The 20,232-nt window shown below is 47.2% G+C and carries 18 protein-coding genes; 10 read left to right on the top strand and 8 right to left on the bottom strand.

The window, feature by feature from the left end:
- The first annotated feature begins 66 nt into the window (after positions 1 to 66).
- Together ytzI and KNP98_RS04590 are read left to right on the top strand one after the other, a co-directional pair.
- Positions 67 to 237 (top strand): YtzI protein, encoded by a 171-nt coding sequence (gene ytzI, locus KNP98_RS04595; protein ID WP_152638925.1) that lies wholly within the window; start codon positions 67 to 69, stop codon positions 235 to 237.
- Positions 238 to 371: 134 nt separating this feature from the next.
- The gene (locus KNP98_RS04590; protein ID WP_088836673.1) at positions 372 to 884 is read left to right on the top strand and encodes a YtxH domain-containing protein; all 513 of its coding nucleotides are present in this window, start codon (positions 372 to 374) and stop codon (positions 882 to 884) included.
- 66 nt (positions 885 to 950) lie between these two features.
- On the opposite strand, the gene KNP98_RS04585 is transcribed toward KNP98_RS04590, so the two are convergent.
- Both KNP98_RS04585 and KNP98_RS04580 read right to left on the bottom strand, forming a co-directional pair.
- On the bottom strand, positions 951 to 1,535 hold the full coding sequence (locus KNP98_RS04585; protein ID WP_214810783.1) for a YdcF family protein: 585 nt from the start codon (positions 1,533 to 1,535) through the stop codon (positions 951 to 953).
- Between the two features lie 301 nt (positions 1,536 to 1,836).
- A complete protein-coding gene (locus KNP98_RS04580) occupies positions 1,837 to 2,658 on the bottom strand; it encodes an endonuclease I family protein (protein WP_214801058.1) in 822 nt (273 codons plus the stop codon).
- Positions 2,659 to 3,004: 346 nt separating this feature from the next.
- On the opposite strand from KNP98_RS04580, the gene amyS reads away from it, so the two are divergent.
- Positions 3,005 to 4,546: an alpha-amylase gene (amyS, locus tag KNP98_RS04575; RefSeq protein ID WP_214810780.1), complete on the top strand. Its 1,542-nt coding sequence runs from the start codon at positions 3,005 to 3,007 to the stop codon at positions 4,544 to 4,546.
- 71 nt (positions 4,547 to 4,617) lie between these two features.
- On the opposite strand, the gene KNP98_RS04570 is transcribed toward amyS, so the two are convergent.
- Positions 4,618 to 5,232, bottom strand: a complete 615-nt coding sequence (locus tag KNP98_RS04570) for an NAD(P)-dependent oxidoreductase (RefSeq protein WP_088836669.1) — start codon at positions 5,230 to 5,232, stop codon at positions 4,618 to 4,620.
- A 381-nt stretch (positions 5,233 to 5,613) separates the two neighbouring features.
- Between KNP98_RS04570 and KNP98_RS04565 the strand changes: the two genes are divergently transcribed.
- From KNP98_RS04565 to KNP98_RS04535, 7 genes are all read left to right on the top strand, one after another.
- On the top strand, positions 5,614 to 6,537 hold the full coding sequence (locus KNP98_RS04565; protein ID WP_029333138.1) for an AAA family ATPase: 924 nt from the start codon (positions 5,614 to 5,616) through the stop codon (positions 6,535 to 6,537).
- A 5-nt stretch (positions 6,538 to 6,542) separates the two neighbouring features.
- A complete protein-coding gene (locus KNP98_RS04560; RefSeq protein WP_214810778.1) occupies positions 6,543 to 7,613 on the top strand; it encodes a DUF58 domain-containing protein in 1,071 nt (356 codons plus the stop codon).
- A 23-nt stretch (positions 7,614 to 7,636) separates the two neighbouring features.
- Complete coding sequence (locus tag KNP98_RS04555; protein ID WP_088836667.1) at positions 7,637 to 8,503, top strand: ABC transporter permease subunit; 867 nt, start codon at positions 7,637 to 7,639, stop codon at positions 8,501 to 8,503.
- Entirely contained in the window at positions 8,500 to 9,516 is a 1,017-nt protein-coding gene (locus KNP98_RS04550; RefSeq protein ID WP_214771602.1) for an ABC transporter permease subunit, read from the top strand. The genes KNP98_RS04555 and KNP98_RS04550 overlap by 4 nt, the downstream gene beginning before the upstream one ends.
- 145 nt (positions 9,517 to 9,661) lie before the next feature.
- On the top strand, positions 9,662 to 10,363 hold the full coding sequence (locus KNP98_RS04545) for an ABC transporter ATP-binding protein (protein WP_088838456.1): 702 nt from the start codon (positions 9,662 to 9,664) through the stop codon (positions 10,361 to 10,363).
- Positions 10,363 to 11,493 carry an ABC transporter permease gene (locus tag KNP98_RS04540; protein WP_214771599.1) on the top strand — a complete coding sequence of 377 codons (1,131 nt, stop codon included), beginning with the start codon at positions 10,363 to 10,365 and terminating at the stop codon, positions 11,491 to 11,493. Before KNP98_RS04545 ends, KNP98_RS04540 begins: the two co-directional genes overlap by 1 nt.
- A 143-nt stretch (positions 11,494 to 11,636) precedes the next feature.
- Positions 11,637 to 12,815: an MFS transporter gene (locus tag KNP98_RS04535; protein ID WP_214810776.1), complete on the top strand. Its 1,179-nt coding sequence runs from the start codon at positions 11,637 to 11,639 to the stop codon at positions 12,813 to 12,815.
- Between the two features lie 202 nt (positions 12,816 to 13,017).
- Here the strand turns inward: KNP98_RS04535 and KNP98_RS04530 are convergent, their stop codons facing one another.
- The 5 genes from KNP98_RS04530 to KNP98_RS04510 all read right to left on the bottom strand — a co-directional run bounded on the left by KNP98_RS04530 (position 13,018) and on the right by KNP98_RS04510 (position 20,226).
- Positions 13,018 to 14,133, bottom strand: a complete 1,116-nt coding sequence (locus KNP98_RS04530) for an MFS transporter (protein ID WP_214810774.1) — start codon at positions 14,131 to 14,133, stop codon at positions 13,018 to 13,020.
- Positions 14,134 to 14,329: 196 nt separating this feature from the next.
- On the bottom strand, positions 14,330 to 16,897 hold the full coding sequence (locus KNP98_RS04525; protein WP_214810772.1) for an ATP-binding protein: 2,568 nt from the start codon (positions 16,895 to 16,897) through the stop codon (positions 14,330 to 14,332).
- A gap of 237 nt (positions 16,898 to 17,134) precedes the next feature.
- Entirely contained in the window at positions 17,135 to 17,620 is a 486-nt protein-coding gene (locus KNP98_RS04520) for a hypothetical protein (protein ID WP_214810770.1), read from the bottom strand.
- Between the two features lie 60 nt (positions 17,621 to 17,680).
- Positions 17,681 to 18,034, bottom strand: coding sequence for a hypothetical protein (locus KNP98_RS04515; RefSeq protein ID WP_251135137.1), 354 nt, complete (start codon positions 18,032 to 18,034; stop codon positions 17,681 to 17,683).
- Between the two features lie 71 nt (positions 18,035 to 18,105).
- Positions 18,106 to 20,226 carry a type IA DNA topoisomerase gene (locus tag KNP98_RS04510; RefSeq protein ID WP_214801043.1) on the bottom strand — a complete coding sequence of 707 codons (2,121 nt, stop codon included), beginning with the start codon at positions 20,224 to 20,226 and terminating at the stop codon, positions 18,106 to 18,108.
- Between the last annotated feature and the right edge of the window lie 6 nt (positions 20,227 to 20,232).

Genomic DNA, 20,232 nt, shown 5'->3' with positions numbered 1-20,232 from the left:
TTTCGTTTAGACGAACGGACAGTTTTCCGTCATACTAAAAGAGAAGAATGAAAGGAGGAATGGATCATGTGGCTCTATGTTGTTTCCATTCTAATCATCGTGTTTGTCTTAGTTGCTTCAATCATCGTCATTTCAAAAGGCTACGGATATAAAGGCAATCAAGACGATATCGAAATTGACTACGATGAAATCAACCGTAAACTGACTGAAAAGCAGGATGAAGAGAAGCAAAACTAAACAACTTTGACCGTCTGAGACCATTTTAACATCGGTGGTCTTTTTTTGTTGCATGAAAAGTGCATGTTTTCCTTTTTTATGACGAGGGTACATATCTATCATGGTCAACTATTATCTTAAGGGAGTGTCTATTCATGGAACCCAATCTACAAAATGATCCACATGCTGCTCAACAAGAACATCCAAATCGTCAATTCGATCAAGAAGCTTCGTCAGGTCGTCGTGTCAATTTACTTACGGGGATGTTGCTAGGAGCTGTCGTCGGCGGATTGCTTACAATGCTGAGCTCAACGAATCGACAAAACACAAAACAAGGGCTTAGCGGCGCAAAAGATTCCGTTTCATCATTAGCATCTACTATTAAAGAAGATCCGTCAGGAAAAGCTTCACAAGTCATCGAACAAGTAAAAAGCGCTTCAGGAATCATTCAAGAAGTCGCTGGTGACGTCCAAAATGTGTATGACAAGGTCAACAATGAACTTGATACCGTCAAATCGGATGCTTCTTCTGTAAAAGATACTGCAACGGAAGCTAAGGGTGACCTGTCTTCAATCAGTGAGAAAGTGGTCGAAGCAAAAGACGTGGCGCTTGGAAAAGAAGAAGCCCCACAAAACAATCAATCAGACAATTCACAGCAAAATAAATAAACCATTTTATCAAAAACCATCATGCTTGTGCCATGGTGGTTTCTTTAACGTTGTCACAACAATCCATTACTCAAAAAATTTCACGATGATTGCGACACGTTCACGCATACCATATCGTAATACACCAGATAACGGTGTTTTTGCAGGAATCGCATCACTATTCAATCCTACTTTCTTCGCTTCGGTACGAGCACGATACAAATGAAAATCTGACGTCACGATCGAGACTTGATTTTCACCTTTTGGTAATAACGATTTTGAAAAACGTAAATTTTCAGTGGTCGACGTCGATTTGTCTTCGAGCACAAGACGTTTTTCAGAGATTCCTTCGTCAATCATGCCACGGCGCATCGCTTCTGCTTCTGAAATCTCTTCACCCTGCCCCTGTCCACCGCTCAAGATAAAAGTCGTTCGCGGATATTTTTTTCCGTATGCAGCTGCAGCCTGAATCCGGTTTTCCAAGATCAGCGACGGTGTTTCCCCTCTGACACCTGCACCGAGGACGATGACAAACGAGTGTTTCCCGTTCGCTGCGGGACGTTTCCCTTCTGCGACAAATAAACCGATACTAAACCAGAAAATGACGAGTCCACCTACGATTCCGGCCACTACAAGCCGATATCTTTTCAAAACTTGTTTGATCCGTTCCATGAGTCATATGATTCCTTTCAGACTGCTATTTTCGATTACATCCGTTTCTACGATGTTTTTCTAAGAAAAGTTTCAATCACAAAACAGGGGCGACTCAAAAATGGGGATGTCTCCCGATTAAAAGGAATCCGGACTTTTTCATCCATACCTCCGGCAAGCACTAAACTATCTTGAACAATAGAAATGACCGATGGTCCCGTGAATCGCGGGAGCAACGGTCATTTGATTAAATGGAGGACGGAAACGTCCGTCACACGGATTGATGTTGGTCCGACTTCTGATTCAGACCCCTTTTGCTAGATTAATTTCCCCAAATTGCTGTCGCATATTCTGGATGATCAATGAATGGATTGCGGTTTTTTTGCCATTTTTCAAAAATGATGTCATTGCGTTTCTTTTCAAATGCATCGACCGGGTCAAGTTTGTTCCACGCTTTTAACGTCGATAATTTTCCGTGAAGTGGGTTTGAGCCATTGTTGACGTTTTCTGACGTCTCTAAGTCGATTTCGCCGCCACCTTCATAACGAACCGCCATATAGAAAATCATCCGCGCGATATCACCTTTGACGCGAGTCGGTGGTTCCCATGAATCACCATCTCGGTTACAATCGCATCCGCTATATTTCGTTCCGCCATTGTCAAAATCAAGGTTCCCACGAGCACTATTGACGACGACGTCTGACGGACGTAAGTGATGCAAGTCTGTCCCTGGTCCCATGCTTGTTCCGAAGTCTCCATGCGATTTTGCCCAGACATGCTCTCGGTTCCATTGACCGACATTCCCACCGTTGCTATTTTTTGAAATGGACTTCCCCGTGTACAATTCGATCACGTTGTTCACATTACCTGGATCTTGATCGGTTTCTTTTAATGCCGTCCAAACCGTGTCATACGAGACTTCCGTATGATTATCGATGATGTCATGCAGTGATGCTTTTAATGCCGCACCCGTTTTCCCCGCTGCCGGCTGATAATAGGCATCGATTGTTGATTGTGACGTTACCGCCTGTGGTCCCGCTACTACCTTTGTTGAATCTGTTTTGGCGATGACCGGCGTGAAGGCAAGTGATCCTAACGCGAGTGTCGCAACAAGTGCCCCACTGATTTTCGACTTCCAGTTCATGCTTTTTCCCCCTCAGGTTAAGTATGGACATGCAATGTCAAACCGTATTACACTCCCATTTTCACATCACTTGTCTTTCTTATGGAAGATGGACGAAAGACCTCTTCTTTTTAGAGGAATCCAGAAATCAGAGTTAGCACAATTGTTCAACGGTTAGAAGGTCCTGTTTTTTAGTGAATCACGAATCAATAAACGATGAATTATTATTTAGAAGAACTATTCTAGAGGCAAAAGTCATGATTATAAAGGATACATAAATAAGGTATGAGGATGATACTCCCCACGTTTCAACTTGCTATAATAATTAATGCAAGCGTTTTCATAATTTGATAGAGGAGGCTTTTTGATGAAACATAAAAGCTTGATTGTCGCATCTCTTGCAAGCGTGACGTTTTTAGTGCCACTTGCGCAACCGATTGCAGTAGGGGCAACAGCAGACAACGGGACGATGATGCAATACTTTGAATGGTATTTACCAAACGACGGGAACCACTGGAACCGTCTAGGAAACGACGCTTCTAAGCTTGATCAACTCGGAATTACATCTGTTTGGATTCCTCCTGCCTACAAAGGAACGACTCAAAATGATGTCGGCTACGGTGCCTACGATCTATATGACCTCGGTGAGTTTAATCAAAAAGGAACAGTCCGGACGAAGTACGGCACGAAAACGCAATTGAAATCCGCCATCGGGCAATTGCACACGGCTGGAATCGATGTGTATGGTGATGTCGTCATGAACCACAAGGGTGGTGCTGACTTTACGGAATCCGTCACGGCCGTCGAAGTCAATCCGGGTAACCGTTATCAAGAAGTCTCTGGCGACTATCAAATCCAGGCCTGGACCGGGTTCAACTTCGCGGCGCGGAGCAACGCCTATTCAAACTTCAAATGGAAATGGTATCACTTCGACGGAACGGATTGGGATCAATCCCGCTCAAAAAGTGCCATCTATAAATTCCGAGGAACAGGTAAGTCGTGGGACTCGAATGTATCTTCTGAAAATGGAAACTATGATTACTTGATGTATGCAGACATTGATTTCGATCACCCGGAAGTGCAGCAGGAAATGAAAAACTGGGGGAAATGGTACGTCAATGAACTCGGGCTCGATGGATTCCGTCTTGATGCCGTCAAACACATCAAACATACGTATCTCGCAGATTGGTTGACGAATGTTCGTCAGACGACGGGTAAGGAATTATTCACAGTCGCCGAGTACTGGCAGAACGATCTCGGGACACTTAAAAACTATTTAAGTCAGACGAACTATAAACAATCGGTCTTTGACGCTCCACTTCATTACAAATTCGAACAAGCGAGTAAAGGCGGCGGCTTTTATGACATGCGCACAATTTTTAACGGCACACTCGTCCAAGATAATCCGACGCTTGCCGTCACACTCGTTGAAAACCATGATTCTCAACCTGGTCAATCGCTCGAATCGACCGTTCAATCCTGGTTCAAGCCCCTTGCTTACGCGATGATTTTAACGCGGGAACAAGGGTATCCATCTGTCTTTTACGGGGACTACTACGGAACAAAAGGCTCGTCGAACCGTGAAATCCCTGCCCTCGCGTCAAAAATCGATCCGATTCTAAAAGCACGGAAGGACTTCGCGTTCGGGAAACAAAATGATTACCTCGATAACCAAGACATCATCGGTTGGACACGGGAAGGTGTCTCAGACCGGGCAAAATCAGGTCTTGCGACAATCCTTTCGGATGGTCCTGGCGGTAGCAAGTGGATGTACGTCGGGCTTCAGAACAAAGGAGAAGTCTGGACAGACATCACCGGTAACAATTCAGCTTCCGTCACGATCAATGCAGACGGGTATGGTCAATTTTTCGTCAATGGTGGTTCTGTCTCGATCTACCGCCAACAATAATTCGTCCTATTTAAAAGCCCCCATCCGGTACCGTTTCCTTTTCAGGAAGGTTCGTGGATGGGGGCTTCTTTTCATTCAGCGAGACCGACACTTTCGCGAATCGATTCTTCCTGTTCAATCGCTTCAAGCAGGAAATGGGCGACATCGGCCCGATTGATTTGTTTCGCTTGGTCGGGTACACCGTCAGCTGTTTGGCGGTACATCCCGGTTAACGGACCATTCATCAAACGGAGTGGTCGTGCGACCGTATAGTCGACGTCTGCCTGTTTCAACAAGTCAATTGCTTGCCGGTGATCACGTAATGGATTCTTTAAGATTTGCTGTGCGAGTAATCCTTGTGCACCCGGTAATTCCTTATCAACACCTGCTGATGCGACGTAACCAATCCGCGTTACACCACTGACTTTCATCGCATTGATGATCCGGACGAGACTTCGTTCTAAAAATCCACTGTAGGCAAGGCTTTCTGTCCCTAACGCCGTCAAGACAGCATCTTGTCCGACAAGCGCCGCATTGACATCCTCTTGGTTCAAGACGTCCCCCGTGACGACATGAAGTCGTTCATCTTTTAGTTCCAACTTATCCGGATTACGGACGAACGCCGTCACCTCATGGTCATGCGCAATCGCCTGTTTGACGAGTTCTTGTCCGGTTTGACCCGTAGCCCCAAAAATAATCAATTTCATGCATAACATCCTTTCCCTTTCAAGATCCACTGTTTGAATGATACCCTTACCGCTTGAAAATGAATCGTCTTCCCTCACCCTTATTTTCAGAAAATTATTTTTATTTATTAACAGTGTATGCTAAAATCTCCCTAAGTACATATGGATATTTTTTCCTTAATTAAAAGAACGACCATCTTTTTTCTTCGATAAAGACAGGAAGTCAGTCTATTCTGCTTTATGCTTTGAAAACTCGTACAGTCACGTCGCGTGAAAAAACGGCGCCCTTCTTTTGGAGGTGTGACGGATGATGTTCCACTATCTCAATACGGACGATGAGGTTCTACGCTTCGAACAACAATTATCACGCTACTCATCACCTTAACCTTGGAGGGATTTCCTATGAAGCTACAACAGTTAAAAGACCAACTCAATTCGATTTATCTCGGCAAACCGGACGTCATCGATCTCTGTCTGACGGCACTCATCGCCGAAGGTCACATCCTGCTTGAAGATGTACCGGGGACCGGGAAAACGATGCTTGCGAAAGCACTCGCCCAAAGCTTCGAGAGTGCCTTCTCCCGGATTCAGTTCACGGCGGATTTGCTTCCGTCCGACGTCATCGGTTCAGACTTCTTCAACTTAAAGACGCAGGAGTTCGAGAATAAACGCGGACCGTTGTTTGCAAACGTCGTCTTGATCGATGAGATCAACCGCGCCGTCCCGCGGACACAATCGGCATTGCTTGAAGCGATGGAAGAACGTCAAGTCTCGATTGGCGGAACAACGTATCAGATGCCGGCACCATTCTTCGTCATCGCAACTCAAAATCCGATCGAGTCAGCAGGAACATTCCCGCTACCGGACGCCCAACTCGACCGGTTCATGGTCGCGATCGAAGTCGGTTATCCGGATTTTGAGAACGAACGCCGCTTGCTGTCTGAGATTTTGACGAACGTCCGCCGATCAGCCGTCGGGATTGCGTCAGGAGGGGACTTGATTTCATGGCAGGAAGAAGCACGACGTGTCCATGCGTCGCAAGACGTGCTCGATTATCTGCTGCATATCGTTCAGGCGACACGGAATCATGAACTCGTTGAAGTCGGTGTCAGTCCACGTGGTGCGATTGCCCTGCTTCGCGCGTCCCAAAGCTATGCTTTCTTGAATCAACGCGACTTCATCATTCCGGAGGACATCAAACACCTTGCAAAACATGTCTTGGCCCACCGCCTGACATTGACACTTGAAGGGGGCATCAAGACGACAAAGGCCCAAGTCTTGTACCATCTCCTTGATGCCATTCCAGTTCCTGTCGAGATTGGGTGACGCGGATGAAAATCGAACGTTCCGTCCCCTTTTGGCTCGAACAAAAATTATTTCCCGTCTATTGCATATTGATATTTTTATTCTTATTCCTCCCCGTCGTCTCGGGACTCGGGTTTCTCTTTGCCGCACTCGCGACGATTCATGTCGTCGTCAACCGGACAGAACGGCAACTCCGCCGGGAAGTCGCTTTAGAATGGAAACACTATGAACGATTGATGTTCAACCAAGAACAAACGGACCTCCAGCTGCAACTTTTCGGACTCGAACTTTTTTCGTCACTCGGCCTTAAGGCCTCCCTCCGTCTCCATGCTGCTGACGGGATTGTTTTCACGACGAGTGACGCGCTCCATCCCCACACGTATGATACCGAACTGGTGTTGACGGAAGAATTGTTTACGATCCCAATCCAGACCGTCAAACGTGGTCCGACGGCACTCGACGAAATCATCTTAACGATTCGTCTGCCCTGGCGGATGGGCGTTTACTTATTTTCATTCGACAGTTATCCGCAGTTCACGGTGCTGCCTTCGTTAACGGCACAAGCGACACCTTTCCTGCTGAACCGCTTACGGATTGGTGATCGTCCGGACCGCTATTCACCATTAAAAAACAAATTGGTCCAGCTTGGATCAAAAGCGTATACGACGGAACCGTCGAAGGACATCGATTGGTACGCGACAGCAAAAACCGGCCGTCTGCAAGCAAAAGTCTATGAGACGAGTAATCAGGACACATTCACCATCGCCCTCAATTTGTCGGGTCCAAGTGGATACGGCTTACATAATCAATCGGAACGCTTCATCGAACAAGCTTCGTTCTTAATCAGTGAGTTGATTAAGGAGGGCTGTAAAGTTGAATTGTTCCTGAACCGTCTCAACGAAGCGAACCACATGACCCACTTGGCGTTAGGTGAAGGACAACCGCACTTGAAGCACGTCCTTGTCCACCTGTCGACGTTATCCGACCGGGATTCCTATATCGCAACAAAACAGTTCGAACGGTATGTCGTGCGTCGAAAACATCTTAACAGTCAGCTGATCCTGGTTGGGAACGACCGGATCCAGGCGATTGGCTGACGATCAAAGAAGGAGGTTTTATCATGGTTTCCCTAGTCATTCGAAAGTCGCTTCAGTTCATCGTATCGTTGGTCGTTTTACTGTGCATCAGCGCCTTACCGGCATTGATCGTCCAGTTACGTCCGAACTTTTCGAATTACACCGATGCGCTCAAACAACAAGTCCTGTTTTTGACTGGTGTCGAACCGATTCTTTATTACAATGTGACCGCACAACAGCTTCGTCCGTTGTTGCCGGACTTACAACCGTTCATCCAGGAGACGCTGCTGATCTTCAGTAGTGCCCTTGTCTGTTCGTTTATCGCCGCACTTGTCTACGCGTTTTTCTTTTATCGCGCGCGTCTGCGGACACGTAACCTGTTGAAGCAGACGACGCGTGTACTCGAGATGGTGCCGGATTTATTTTGGGTGATTTTTTCACAGTACATCATCATCGTTCTTTTTAAGACGACCGGTTTCGATCAAATCGAAGTCGCCGGCGGTTTTGCTGATTCGATCCGTTTCCTTCCGATTCTGACGCTGTCGCTGACGACCCTCTTCTTCTTCATCAAATGGTTGACGGGGCAGATCCAAGAAGAGGAAGGAGCCAGCTATATCGAACTTGCCCGCGCCAAAGGGACACACGCGAATCATTTATTTTGGTCACACTTGATTCCGAACTTGTTTTATCGGTTCTATCTGTTTTTCCGCGCCAACGTCATCACGATTTTATCGAGTCTCGTCGTCATCGAATACACATTCAATGTCCAAGGTCTGTTTCGGTTCGTAATCATGAATCCGCAACTTCCTGTCCTGCTCGTGACGCTCCTCTTGATTTACTTACCGTTCTTTTTGATTGACTTGATTGCTGAGCTTTGTATTCCAAAAGCTTGGAAAGGTGGTGCTGTATGAGACGTGTCTTATTGCGTGATCCGTTCTTTTGGGGCTGTATCCTGATTTTTGCGACGCTCCTCCTACTTAGTGTCGGACATACCATATTTCGTGACGGACAAGTCGACCAAATCTCGAACCGGTACGCGGCGGATGGGACGTTCCTCGCGACATCTCCACTTGAACCATCGCGTGAGCAGTGGTTCGGAACGGACCGGGCGGGCAACGATTTATTCCAAATCATGATTGCCGGTGCCAAGTGGACGATCGGGATTTGCTTTGCCGTCGCCTTCGGACGCATCCTGCTCGCTCTGTTGATCGGCGTGCCGCTCGCCTTTAGGGGTAAAAGATTAAATACGGCAATTCGTACCGTTCTTGACGGCTTTTTAATTTTACCGATTTCCTTACTGGCCTATTTCATTTTGTTGACAGGCTTATTTTTTGCAAGTCCAGAAGACATTCCGTCCTTGTCTTCCCGTGTCCTCTTTGAGACAGGCGTACTGATTTTACTCGGGTTACCTGCCTTACTGATGTATTTAGTCAGTGAAACGCGTCACTTGTTGACGCAAGAGTTCATGGTCGTCGCCCGAACACTCGGTGGCAGTCCCCATTACCAATTTAGAAAGCACATTTGGCCGCATCTTTTACCGACGCTTGCCATTGTTTTCATGCAACAGTTCGTCCAAACGTTGATGGTCTTGATTCACCTGTCCTTGTTCGGGTTATTTTTCGGCGGGACACTTTCACGCTTTGCGAACGATGTTTCACCGACGATTTTTGAATGGTCTTCCCAGTTCGGTTTCTACTTCCTTCAGTTTTCAGCCGTTTCCTGGATCAATCACCTGTTCCTGATCCCGGCAATCAGCATCGCTGCGCTCGTCTTCCTCGGGAACTTGCTGACGAGTCGTCTCGAGCGTGCCTATCGCTTACGACGTGAACAGCTAATCTTCACGGAACCGGTCGCACAGGCAGAAGCCGCTACGACACGTTTGACGAATCCGTTTGATTCTGTCTCACCATCAATTACGAAATAATTATGTAAAATATACTTAGCGCCGTCGTATTCTTTTATATGACGGCGCTAAGTATGTCTTAATTTCTTTTAAACTACTTAATCCCTCTAAAAAACAAGCGTTTGGTCTTTTGCGGGTATAGAAAGAGAGAAGGGACGTGAAAATGATGATTGAAGTCAAGAACTACTCTCAACGCTTCGGAAAAACCGACGTGTTGACAGATGTCAATTTTTTAATTGGTCAAAGTGAAATCGTCGGGCTGATTGGACCAAGCGGTTCCGGTAAAACAACATTAATCAAGTCGCTGATTGGCCTCCAAACCCCGTCAAGCGGAACCGTCACTGTACTCGGGTCACAGCAGCCGTCGTTACGTCAGGCAGAAAAAATCGGCTATATGGCGCAAGCCGATGCTTTGTATGAGGATTTGACGGCACGTGGCAATTTACGCTATTTCGGCAAGCTGTACGGCTTAAAAAAAGACCGCCTCCGCGCCCGGATCGAATCCGTCCTCCAGTTCGTCGACTTAAAGCAGGATGCCGACCGCCCGACCCATCAATTTTCCGGTGGGATGAAGCGCCGCCTCAGTCTTGCGATCGCCTTGATTCATGAACCGACTTTGCTTCTGCTTGATGAACCGACCGTCGGAATTGATCCCGCCCTCAAGAAAACGTTCTGGCACGAGTTCGACCAACTGCGGAAGTCTGGCGTCACAATCCTCGTCACGACACACGTCATGGATGAAGCCGAGCGGTGCGATCGTTTATTATTGATTCAACATGGGCGATTGATCGACGCCGGTACGCCCGCGGAATTAATTCAACGATTCGGCTCAATCGATGAAGCTTTCATCCGAAAGGAGCAAGTCTGATGCAGACACTGACCGTAGCAGAACGTGTCATCTCGCAAATTTTTCGGGACAAACGGACCATTGCGATGATGTTCCTCGCCCCCCTATTCGTTCTCTTTTTGTTATCATCAATCCTCGGTTCGAGTTCGGATGAAGTCACGATCGGCACCGTCGACCTACCCGAAACGTTTGACGAGGTTCTCGCATCGAAAACGGCGACGACGACCTATCCGAGTTATGCGGACGGAAAACAGGCGATGGAAGATCAACACATCGAGGCATTGATCACGTACCGTGATGATGCCCCGGAGATTTTGATTGAAGGCGGCGACGTCTCTAAAAATGCCCACGCCATCCAGGTCATCCGCGAAACGTTAACGGCAATCGAGATGAAGCAGGCGACGACAGCGAATGCACAGTTACGCGAAACCGTTAATCAACTGCAACAACGGCTCGAACAATTGACGAATCAAAAATTGACCGTTCCCCCTACCGCCTCACGATCAATGACGGAACCAGATATCCGCTTTTTATATGGAGATAAAGATGCAGAACTGTTTGATCAAATTGCACCTGCCTTGATGGGATTTTTCATCTTTTTATTTGTCTTCATCATCGCCGGGGTCAGCTTTCTACGTGAGCGGTCCAGCGGGACACTCGAACGGACACTCGCTACTCCGCTCAAACGGTCGAGCATCGTCTTCGGATACTTCGTTGGCTTTTTCTTGTTCGTCACGATTCAAACTGTCCTTATTCAACTATTCATCGTTAATATCTTGAACGTGACACAACAAGGCAACTATTTTCTGTTACTCTTCGTCAATTTATTGACGGCAAGCGTCGCCCTGTCACTCGGACTCCTGCTGTCGAGTTTCGCACGGACGGAATTCCAATTGATTCAGTTCATCCCGCTCGCAATCGTCCCGCAAATCTTTTTCAGCGGTCTATTTGATTTGACGGATGCCCCGACCTGGGTCGAAGTCATCAATCGGCTGATGCCGTTGACCTATGCCGCCGATGCCCTGCAAAACATCATGATTCGCGGGTACGGTTTCCGTGAAATTTGGCTCGACCTTGTGGTCCTTGCCGGATTTATGCTTGTCTTCGTCCTCCTGAACATGCGTGCCTTACGGAAACAGCGGCCGGTGTAAGGGCACTTCGTACAAAGGGAATTGACAATCCATTATTTTCCTTATATACTTTAGTCAAAATTGACTGAAATGAGGCCGTCCAATGTAAATTCATCTAAACTCCTAACCACTAACTAAATATGATTGATGTGGAGGTTTTTTAGATGAACCGTTTTACGACTTTACTGGTCAGCCAGTGGATGGCGAATGCGGGGGACGCGCTCTACATCGTCGCCCTCATCGCTACCTTGTATCAACAAACAGGACAGGCGAGCACAGCTGCGCTCTTTCCGATTGCCGTAACGGCAGGCATGACGGTCAGCGGCTTCTTTTTCGCCCGCCTTGCGAAGCAGATGCCCCATGCAACGCTTTTGTTGCTCAGCCAGCTCATGAAGACCCTCTCGCTCGTCTTGATCGTCCTGCTTGATTTACCACTCGTGGCGTTGCTCCTTCTCGTGGTTTGGATTGCCTTTCTCGACGGCTTTGCCCGACCGATTGAAAGTGCCTTTATTCCGCAAATCACGACCGATTTCCAAAAAGCAAACAGCATCGTCCAAGGAACGAATCAAGTCGTCCAACTGATCATGTGGCCGCTCGGCGCGATTTTAGTCAGTACAGGGTCGCCCCAGTCCGTCTTATTCGTCTCATTGCTGCTTTTTCTTGTTGCAAGTATCGGAACGGCGCTATTTCGTTATCAAGTGCGCTCCCTTCAAGGGTCTGTGGAAGAAGAAGGTAATGAACCGACGTTTCGTTCAAGTTTGCAGTATACCCGGACTAACGTACCGGCCCGTTTGAATACGGCATTGCTTGGCATCGATGCTTTCGCGAGTACCGCCTGGATTTCTGCGTTATTCCTCGTCTACATCGCTACGCACCTGCATGTGTCGGACAGTTGGTGGGGCATCTTGAATGCATTTTATCTGCTCAGCATGATTGTCGGGAGTTACCAGATGCTCCGACGCCGAAAGCAACGTTCACTGCTACAGTTCAGTGTGTTGCTCTCAATTGCCGCGACGCTTCTGTTTGGTCTCGCTCCGTATGTTGTAGTCGCCTTGATTGCTTGCGTCGTCCAGGGCTACGCCAGTCAACTCCGGGCGATAGAATTAAATACACGGCTTCAAGCAGATACCCCAATCGCACGGTTACCTTACGTTTACAGTGTTCAACAGACCGTCTATACGATTAGCTTTTGTCTCGGGAGTCTCCTGTTCGGTCTTCTCGCCGATTGGCTGAGTATCGAAGTCGTCTATCTCATCGCGAGTATAATCGCGTTGTTAATGATTCGTCCGGCCCGGCAATTACGCAAGCAAGTAGCAACCGAACGGACGCAACAGATTTCTTAAGCAACGGTTCGTTATACAGAAGTGGAGCTGAAGGGATGTGTTGGAGATTCCTTGGTTTTTCCCAGACGTTTTTCTGCACACAATGAAACGCCGCTGATTCCGTTTTTCATACGGAATCAGCGGCGTTTTCGATATCTTCCATGACGACGAACATCATGTTTTAAGCAGGCCTTCCCATGTAGCCGTCAAATCGACGATGGCGTCATTCCCATCGTTTGCTTAACCGCGCAACGTATAACCAAAGGACGAACGACACGAGACACAGATACACATACGCTATGTCTAAACTCGCCCGCTTACTGATGAATCCGAACCCGAGACCGACGATGATGATCAGCACGCTCTCTAGCCAGGAAGCAATGGAAACGATTGTTGCCCGCTCTTTTGCTGACGCATAAGTTTGCAAGAGACTACTCGTCATCGGCTCCGACTGACCGTATAACAGAAACACCATGAACAGGAAGAGGATACTTGCCATTCCCGTCAAAGAAAAACTAATGATACTTACGAAAAAGACGACTAACATCCCGTTCAAGTTTACCTTCAACGAACCCTTCTTCAATGCGGGCAACAGGTTGCCAACGCCTTGCGCTACCATAATTAAAATGAACACGAGACCAAATCCAGTCATGGGAATGCCACGATCACGCATTGACAATTGCCAAAATTCTTCGATGAAATTAATCGTCGTCCCGAATAGGACACTAAATAGAAAAATCCGGATCAACATGGGGCGTGTTCTCAGTTCTCGCCAAACGAGACGAAGTGGACGGGCTGTCGATTCTTCAACCACGAGTCGCGTTTCATGTAACGTCAGGCTAACCAGTGTCGCACTCATTAAACTGATGAGCGAAATCTTGTAATGAAATTCAAACGCAGTGGACTGCGTCAACCAACTGCCGGTGAGGGCAGCAAGTCCAGCTGTCATGAGGCTGACTGCATTCAGTCGACCAACTGTCCGTTCGAATCGCTCGACTCGACCGACTTGTTCAAGCGTCTCAAATAAGAAGGCTTCTTCTGTCCCGCTGATCGCAGCAGCCCCGACCCCTGCGAGTACCATCGCACCTAAAAAAGCAGTCAACGTATACGCGTTTAATAGCATTGCGAAGGATAGACATTCTACCATCATCCCGAAGACGAGAAACCACTTTCGCCCGAAGCGATCGGTGGCTCGTCCGAACGGCAACTCAAGCGACAATTGAGTCAAAGCGAAGACAATTTCTGCGTAAATCACATCGAGAACACTCATCCCACGCGCTTCCCAAAACAACCGCTCAATCACATAAGCAGGTACGAAAGCTGTTGCAAAACGCATCATGTACAGTTTACGGACGTTCGCTTGAATCGCCGTTTAACAAGGAGGGCGGATTATACGCATCAGTCAACATCCTCTCTTATTTTTTTAAAAAAACCGTTAGTTTCCATTTCCCGATTTCAAGCAAGTTAATCCCATGTCCGTGATTATATCGTAGATAGACAAACCCCCTACGCCGTATAGACGCAGAGGGTGTCCTTCATTCAAAATCAGTTATTTCCAGTGTTGGTGAGAGTGCTGTCGGATTTTCTTGAATGATGGGCAATTCGACTGTAAAGCTTGAGCCGGCGCCTTCTGTCGAATCGACGTGAATCATGCCTTCATGGGCACGAACGATTTCTTGACAGATTGCAAGTCCAAGTCCTGTTCCACCAATTTTTCGGCTATCGGAATTATCGACCCGGTAAAACTTGCTGAATAACTCTGGCAAGGCGTGACGGGGAATACCGATTCCTTCATCTTGAATCCGAATCCGCAATAAGTCATCGGCAGGTTCGATTCCAATCGTAATCGCGCCGCCATCCGGTGAATACTTGATGGCGTTGTTGATTAAATTACCGAACAGTTGTCGCATTTTTTGTTCATCGGCTTGAATCATTTCGACTGCTGCGTCATCCGTCTCGAGCAAGACAGTATGAGTTTGAGACGAACCGGCTTGGAACTCAGCGATTTCACGAATCATCGCTACAACGTCAAGCTCTTTAAAATGATAGTGTTGCTGACTGGATTCCATCCGTTGTACGTCGAGGAAGTCATTGACGAGTCCCGTCAATCGCTCAGTCTCGGCATGAATCGTTTCGAGATAGCGTTGTTGGCGGTTAGGTGTCAACTCTTTTGCTAACATCAGTTCCGTGTAGCCAAAAATCGAAGCGAGTGGTGTCCGCAACTCATGCGACACCGTCGAGACGAATTCCGACTTCATCCGGTCGACTTCTGTTTCGACCGTGACGTCACGCAAGACGAGCATCGTCCCACGGAAACGTCCACCGTAATGAATTCCTTCTGCATAGAGCGTGACGAAACGCTCCTCTTTATTAAGTGATAGCGAAAGACTTTCCGTCGGTACTTGATGACTGCAGACTTGATTCATGTATTCAAGGAATGCCTCGTGTTGATCGACTTGAACCGCCAATTCTTCAATTTTGACATCGAGCGTCATCAAACCCTCGTCATTGAACTGATCGTGCGCTGGATGATGGAACAACGCAAGCAATGGACGATTGGCAAAAATCCGGTCTTCTTCGATATACATGACTGCCTCACGAATCGAGTGTAGCAGTTTCGATGTTTTTTCACGTTCCCGCTCAATTTCATCGAACACACGCATCCGTAGTAAGGACAAGGCGAGCTGACGAGAGAACGACCAAATTTCAGCCGTTTGGTCTTCATTGAATTGATCACGGTAACGGACAAGATAGATGCTTGCAATCATCATGTTCGTCGATGGGTCCATGACGGGTACGACCGTTTCATACATGCTATAAGGGTACGGCAACGGATGATCACTCGTCACTTGTTTCGTTGAACGTACGGCTTTTTTATGCATGCGCGCTCGCTCAAGTAGAGAAAGTGATGACGTCAAAAGTTTCCGTTCTTGATCGACCGTCATGCCGTAAGAGACGATATCCGTATACTCGTCCTCGTCAAGAAAGACAATCGCTCCGAACTCGGCATCTGTAATCGAGATTAATTTTTCGATGATGGCAGGATAAGCTGTTAACGTCTCGCGTGAAGCGAGCGTTTCTGTCAATTCATTCCGGTACCGCAGATGCGTCTCATTGCGTAACGTCACATCAAGCGCTTCTTCGAGTTCTTCTTGTTGTGTTTGAAGCTCCTCTTGTTGGGCAACTAACTCTTCTTGTTGACTTTGTAATTCATCGTTACTTGAGACGAGTTGCGATTTTTGATTTGAAATCGACGCAGCCATTAAATTAAATGTCGTCGTCAACTCGCCAATCTCGTCTTTTGCATTTAAGACCTCAATGGGTGAAGCATCTTCACCTTTTGCTAATCGACTGCTCTCTCGGTTCAATTGACGCAATTGACGTGTAATTTTCGCGACAAATGGTCGAACGAATAACACGATGATGAATAAAAGAACCGCTAAGTTAATTAAGCCGAGAACTTGAGATGAGTTAACTTGTGTCCCTAGTCGATTTTGGGCAGCGAGTTCCTTCTCATTTAATGAATTACGATAATCCGTAAAGACGGTCTCCATGTCAACGATACTCGAACTCATGTCCGCAGCACTTTTCGTATCGATGTTAAATTTCCGATCCTCATCCAGGTTCGGTGTTTGCGTGACTTTACCGAGCGTCGCCATTTGTAAGAACGGTTCTTCGACTTCACCGTCTTTTTTAGCATCAACATAATTAATCAGGCTCGGCATGACGCGCGTCGTGTAGGCGTCATACAGCTCCCGTGCATCATTCGCGTATTGCTCTTCTTCTGCAAATGCCGCATTTTTTTCGAACCACGTCGTTTGTTGATCGATATTTTGTTGTTTCGTTTTAATTTCCTCTAACATTTCATCGTCTCCAAGTAAGACGAATCCCCGCATCTCATATTGAAGACTTTGCCACGATTCATATAAATTCGTCGCATTGGTCCGGTGTTCGTTTAACGTCGCTAGTTCTTGTTTAGCTTCTTGCACCTGCTGTTTCGTATAGAAATATACACCTGCTGATGTCAGCAATAACATTGCTAAAATAATATAGAAAGCGGACATGATTTGGCGTCCGATTGTTCGATTAAGCCATGTTCTCATAAACGATCGATCCTCCCCCTTCTCCTCTAGTTGAATAATACGTATAGGAGATACCTGTCCTTTCTATTGTAAAGGTTTTTTATACTTTTCCATTAAATATGCTCATTTTTTTTTACTTTTCATCTAATTTTAATAAAAATAGTTGTATGTTACAAAAACATGACAAAAAGGTTCGGATTCACTCCTTTTTCGTCAGAAAAAATGCCCCGCCACATACTCGTGACCGGACATTCTTGTTCATGCATGATGCGAATGGTGTGTCGAATGATGATGGATAGGTGCTTCATCTGCCAAGATTTCGCCGTCGAACAGACCAAGCCTTGCATACTGTGCCGTGATGTCTTGTTTCGTCATCTCGGTGATTTGATCTGTCGTGCTGATCAACGTTGAGATTCCTTTCACCAACCGGACCGGTTCTAAATTTGTTTTCTCGACCGGAAACGTCGACAAGGAGCGGAGATAGGCGACGTAGGCTTGTGCCCCTTCTTCCGTCGGTGTAACGAGCTCAGAAGCGTGATGGCGCAAATGATTCGTCAAACTGTTCGTCGAGACGCCTTTCGTGACGGCACTGATCAAGGCAAAAGCCATAAAAGACAAGATTACGATAAAAAAGATGACCATGAAGACCGGCATGTCTGAAAAGAAACTTTCTCCTTCGACGTAAGCCATCGTTCCTCCCGCTTTCAGCAGCGACAGGAACGGACCCGAAATACTACCTGACATGAAGATTTCCCCCTATTTCGTTTGATATCTGTTCATACGCAAACGACGCACAAAAGGTTTCTAGTTCTTTCCATCTCCAAGTAAAACTTCCGCATTAAACCAGTCTTCGACAAACAATGACCCGGCCGGTCCATCAATCTGATAGGAATACAAAACGGAAAAATCGCCTTCTGTCATCATCGGTAAGGTCAGTTCCCGTAAGACCGCTTTGACTTCTTCTGTCATCCTCGTCTCATACTGAACAAATCCGTCTTCCCGCGTTTGCTGTTCTTTCAAATATGGCAACAACAGTGCTTTGCCAAATGATTGGGGGTCATCGATGACTTCAGCCACTACACCGAATAGTTCTTCCGCTTCAAAAATCAAATCATCGGCTTGTCCGATCGTCACTTCATCGGGAAACCAAACCGTCAATTTTACTCCTTCCTTCAAAAACCGTTCGAATATCGGAATAAACGCCCTGTTCTCCATTAAATCGTAATGCATCATGACTCTCCTTTCATAAACTCGAATTTTAATTGATCGCGCTCTAGATACAACATCGCCTTGAATGTCCGACCATTTTTCTTCATCTCGAGCGGCTTTGTTTTTTGAGTCGTTAAGATTTTTTTGACTTCCGCCTGTGTCACGCGCGCTCCGAGGATTGTTTTCGGTAATGTAAAACCGCAGTTCGTTTTTTGATACCCGCTGCAGCCATAAAACTTCCCACGATCAAGCACTTCCGCCTGACAGAGCGGACATGGTCCGACCGGGCGGTTCGTTGCGGCGGCGTGACGCGTTTTTGATTTAACTTGCGACGGATCGACATGCAGTTGCTCGACACGCGACTTCGCATCATCGACGAGGTGTTGCGACAGTTTTTTCGCTTGTTCGACGAACTGGGCAGCGGATGCTTCTCCTTTACCGATTTGGTCAAGCCGACTTTCCCACTTTGCCGTCATCTCAGGTGATGCCAAGATGCTCCCGCTGACCGCCTCGATTAAAATCCGCCCTTTTGCTGTCGGATGGATCTCTTTTTTCTTCAGCTGAATGTAATCGCGTCGCTTTAATCCGTCGATGATTCCGGCACGCGTCGCCTCCGTACCAAGCCCTTCGATTTCTTTCATGATCGCCTGTAATTCATTTTCAAGGACTTTCCCCGCTGTCTTCATGCCGAGGATTAATGTTCCTTCCGTATAGCGTTTCGGTGGCTCCGTTTGTTTTTCAAGTACCTTCGCCCCTTTAATCGGAACGTGTTGTCCGTTTTCAACTGCCGGCAGTTCGACTTCCTTCGCCTCAATTTGCAAGACTTCTTTGAAGCCACGTGCAATCGTCCGGCTGCCTTTCGTCAGGAAACGATCCTGCTCCCTCGTCGTGATGATGTCTGTTTTTTCAGCGCGCGCGGGGGGTGCAAAAGCTGCTAAAAACCGCCGGACGATTAAATCGTACACTTGTGCATCACGCCCCGATAACTTCGCGACCGCTCCCGCTTCTTCTGTCGGGATGATTGCATAGTGATCACTGACTTTCGCAGAATTGACATACCGTTTATCGTGTGTGGGATCTTTCGTCAAAATTTCCTTCAGTCCACCGTATTCCGGTTGCTTCAACAGTCGATTCAAAATCGTCGGGAACTGACCCGCTTCTTCCTTTGAGACGAACGATGAATCCGTCCGGGGATAACTGATCCAACCGCGAATGTAGAGTTTTTGAGCGATATCAAGTGTTTCTTTTGCGCCAAGTCCGAACCGTCGACTCGCTTCCGTTTGCAACAACGATAAACTGAACCAGAACGGCGGTTTCTCGATTTGTTCCGTCTTCGTGATGGATGCAACGATTCCTTCCCCCTTCGTCCGTGCCTTGATTGCTTCCGCGAGTGCCCGATCGGTCAGCTTCGTCTGTTTTTTTTGATCGATGTATTTTCCTTTATACAGCGAAAAGTCAGCCTCGACTTCAAAATAGGTTTCCGGCTTGAACTGTTCGATTTGTTTCTCACGTTCGACGATCAAGGCAAGTGTCGGTGTCTGGACACGCCCAAGCGAAAAGACATCGGCAATGCCTTTTTTCTTCAGTAACGTCGTATAGGCACGCGATGCATTCATCCCGATCAGCCAATCGGCGCAAGCGCGGCTCATCGCCTCATGAAAAATATTTTCCGTTGCTTTTCCGTCCAGTAGATTCGCAAATCCATGATCGACGGCTTGCGGCGTCAAACTTGAAATCCACAGTCGCTCGATCGGTTTTGCATTGTTAGCCAGGCGAAGAATTAATCGGACGATTGCCTCTCCCTCTCGCTCGGCATCAGATGCTATAATGATGGAAGTCGTCGTCCGCTCGTTCAACAGTTTTTTAATGACTTGAAACGCTTTGCTTTTCCCTTTAGCGAGCCGGTAATCGAACCGTTCCGGAATGATTGGCAAATGGTCATAGTTCCAGCGTTTCCATTTAGCATCATAATGGGCTGGTTCCTGTAATTCACAAAGGTGACCGACGGCGTAAGCCAGTTTCGCTCCACTCGGGAAACGCTCACACGGTTTGATTTCGATGTATCCGTCCCGCTTGACCGATGGATACGGCGCTGCGAGCTTTTCAGCCTGTTTTGGTTTTTCCGCAATGATCAATTGCATTGTTAC

This window comes from Exiguobacterium sp. s127, assembly GCF_018618695.1.
GTDB classification, from domain to species: Bacteria; Bacillota; Bacilli; order Exiguobacteriales; family Exiguobacteriaceae; genus Exiguobacterium_A; species Exiguobacterium_A oxidotolerans.
Note: the sequence above shows the minus strand (reverse complement) of the source record. Positions and strands in the feature narration are given on the sequence as shown.

Coding starts and splice junctions, on each gene's coding strand:
- ytzI (WP_152638925.1), top strand. CDS start 67: ATGTGGCTCTATGTTGTTTCCATTCTAATCATCGTGTTTGTCTTAGTT.
- KNP98_RS04590 (WP_088836673.1), top strand. CDS start 372: ATGGAACCCAATCTACAAAATGATCCACATGCTGCTCAACAAGAACAT.
- KNP98_RS04585 (WP_214810783.1), bottom strand. CDS start 1,535: ATGGAACGGATCAAACAAGTTTTGAAAAGATATCGGCTTGTAGTGGCC.
- KNP98_RS04580 (WP_214801058.1), bottom strand. CDS start 2,658: ATGAACTGGAAGTCGAAAATCAGTGGGGCACTTGTTGCGACACTCGCG.
- amyS (WP_214810780.1), top strand. CDS start 3,005: ATGAAACATAAAAGCTTGATTGTCGCATCTCTTGCAAGCGTGACGTTT.
- KNP98_RS04570 (WP_088836669.1), bottom strand. CDS start 5,232: ATGAAATTGATTATTTTTGGGGCTACGGGTCAAACCGGACAAGAACTC.
- KNP98_RS04565 (WP_029333138.1), top strand. CDS start 5,614: ATGAAGCTACAACAGTTAAAAGACCAACTCAATTCGATTTATCTCGGC.
- KNP98_RS04560 (WP_214810778.1), top strand. CDS start 6,543: ATGAAAATCGAACGTTCCGTCCCCTTTTGGCTCGAACAAAAATTATTT.
- KNP98_RS04555 (WP_088836667.1), top strand. CDS start 7,637: ATGGTTTCCCTAGTCATTCGAAAGTCGCTTCAGTTCATCGTATCGTTG.
- KNP98_RS04550 (WP_214771602.1), top strand. CDS start 8,500: ATGAGACGTGTCTTATTGCGTGATCCGTTCTTTTGGGGCTGTATCCTG.
- KNP98_RS04545 (WP_088838456.1), top strand. CDS start 9,662: ATGATTGAAGTCAAGAACTACTCTCAACGCTTCGGAAAAACCGACGTG.
- KNP98_RS04540 (WP_214771599.1), top strand. CDS start 10,363: ATGCAGACACTGACCGTAGCAGAACGTGTCATCTCGCAAATTTTTCGG.
- KNP98_RS04535 (WP_214810776.1), top strand. CDS start 11,637: ATGAACCGTTTTACGACTTTACTGGTCAGCCAGTGGATGGCGAATGCG.
- KNP98_RS04530 (WP_214810774.1), bottom strand. CDS start 14,133: ATGATGCGTTTTGCAACAGCTTTCGTACCTGCTTATGTGATTGAGCGG.
- KNP98_RS04525 (WP_214810772.1), bottom strand. CDS start 16,897: ATGAGAACATGGCTTAATCGAACAATCGGACGCCAAATCATGTCCGCT.
- KNP98_RS04520 (WP_214810770.1), bottom strand. CDS start 17,620: ATGTCAGGTAGTATTTCGGGTCCGTTCCTGTCGCTGCTGAAAGCGGGA.
- KNP98_RS04510 (WP_214801043.1), bottom strand. CDS start 20,226: ATGCAATTGATCATTGCGGAAAAACCAAAACAGGCTGAAAAGCTCGCA.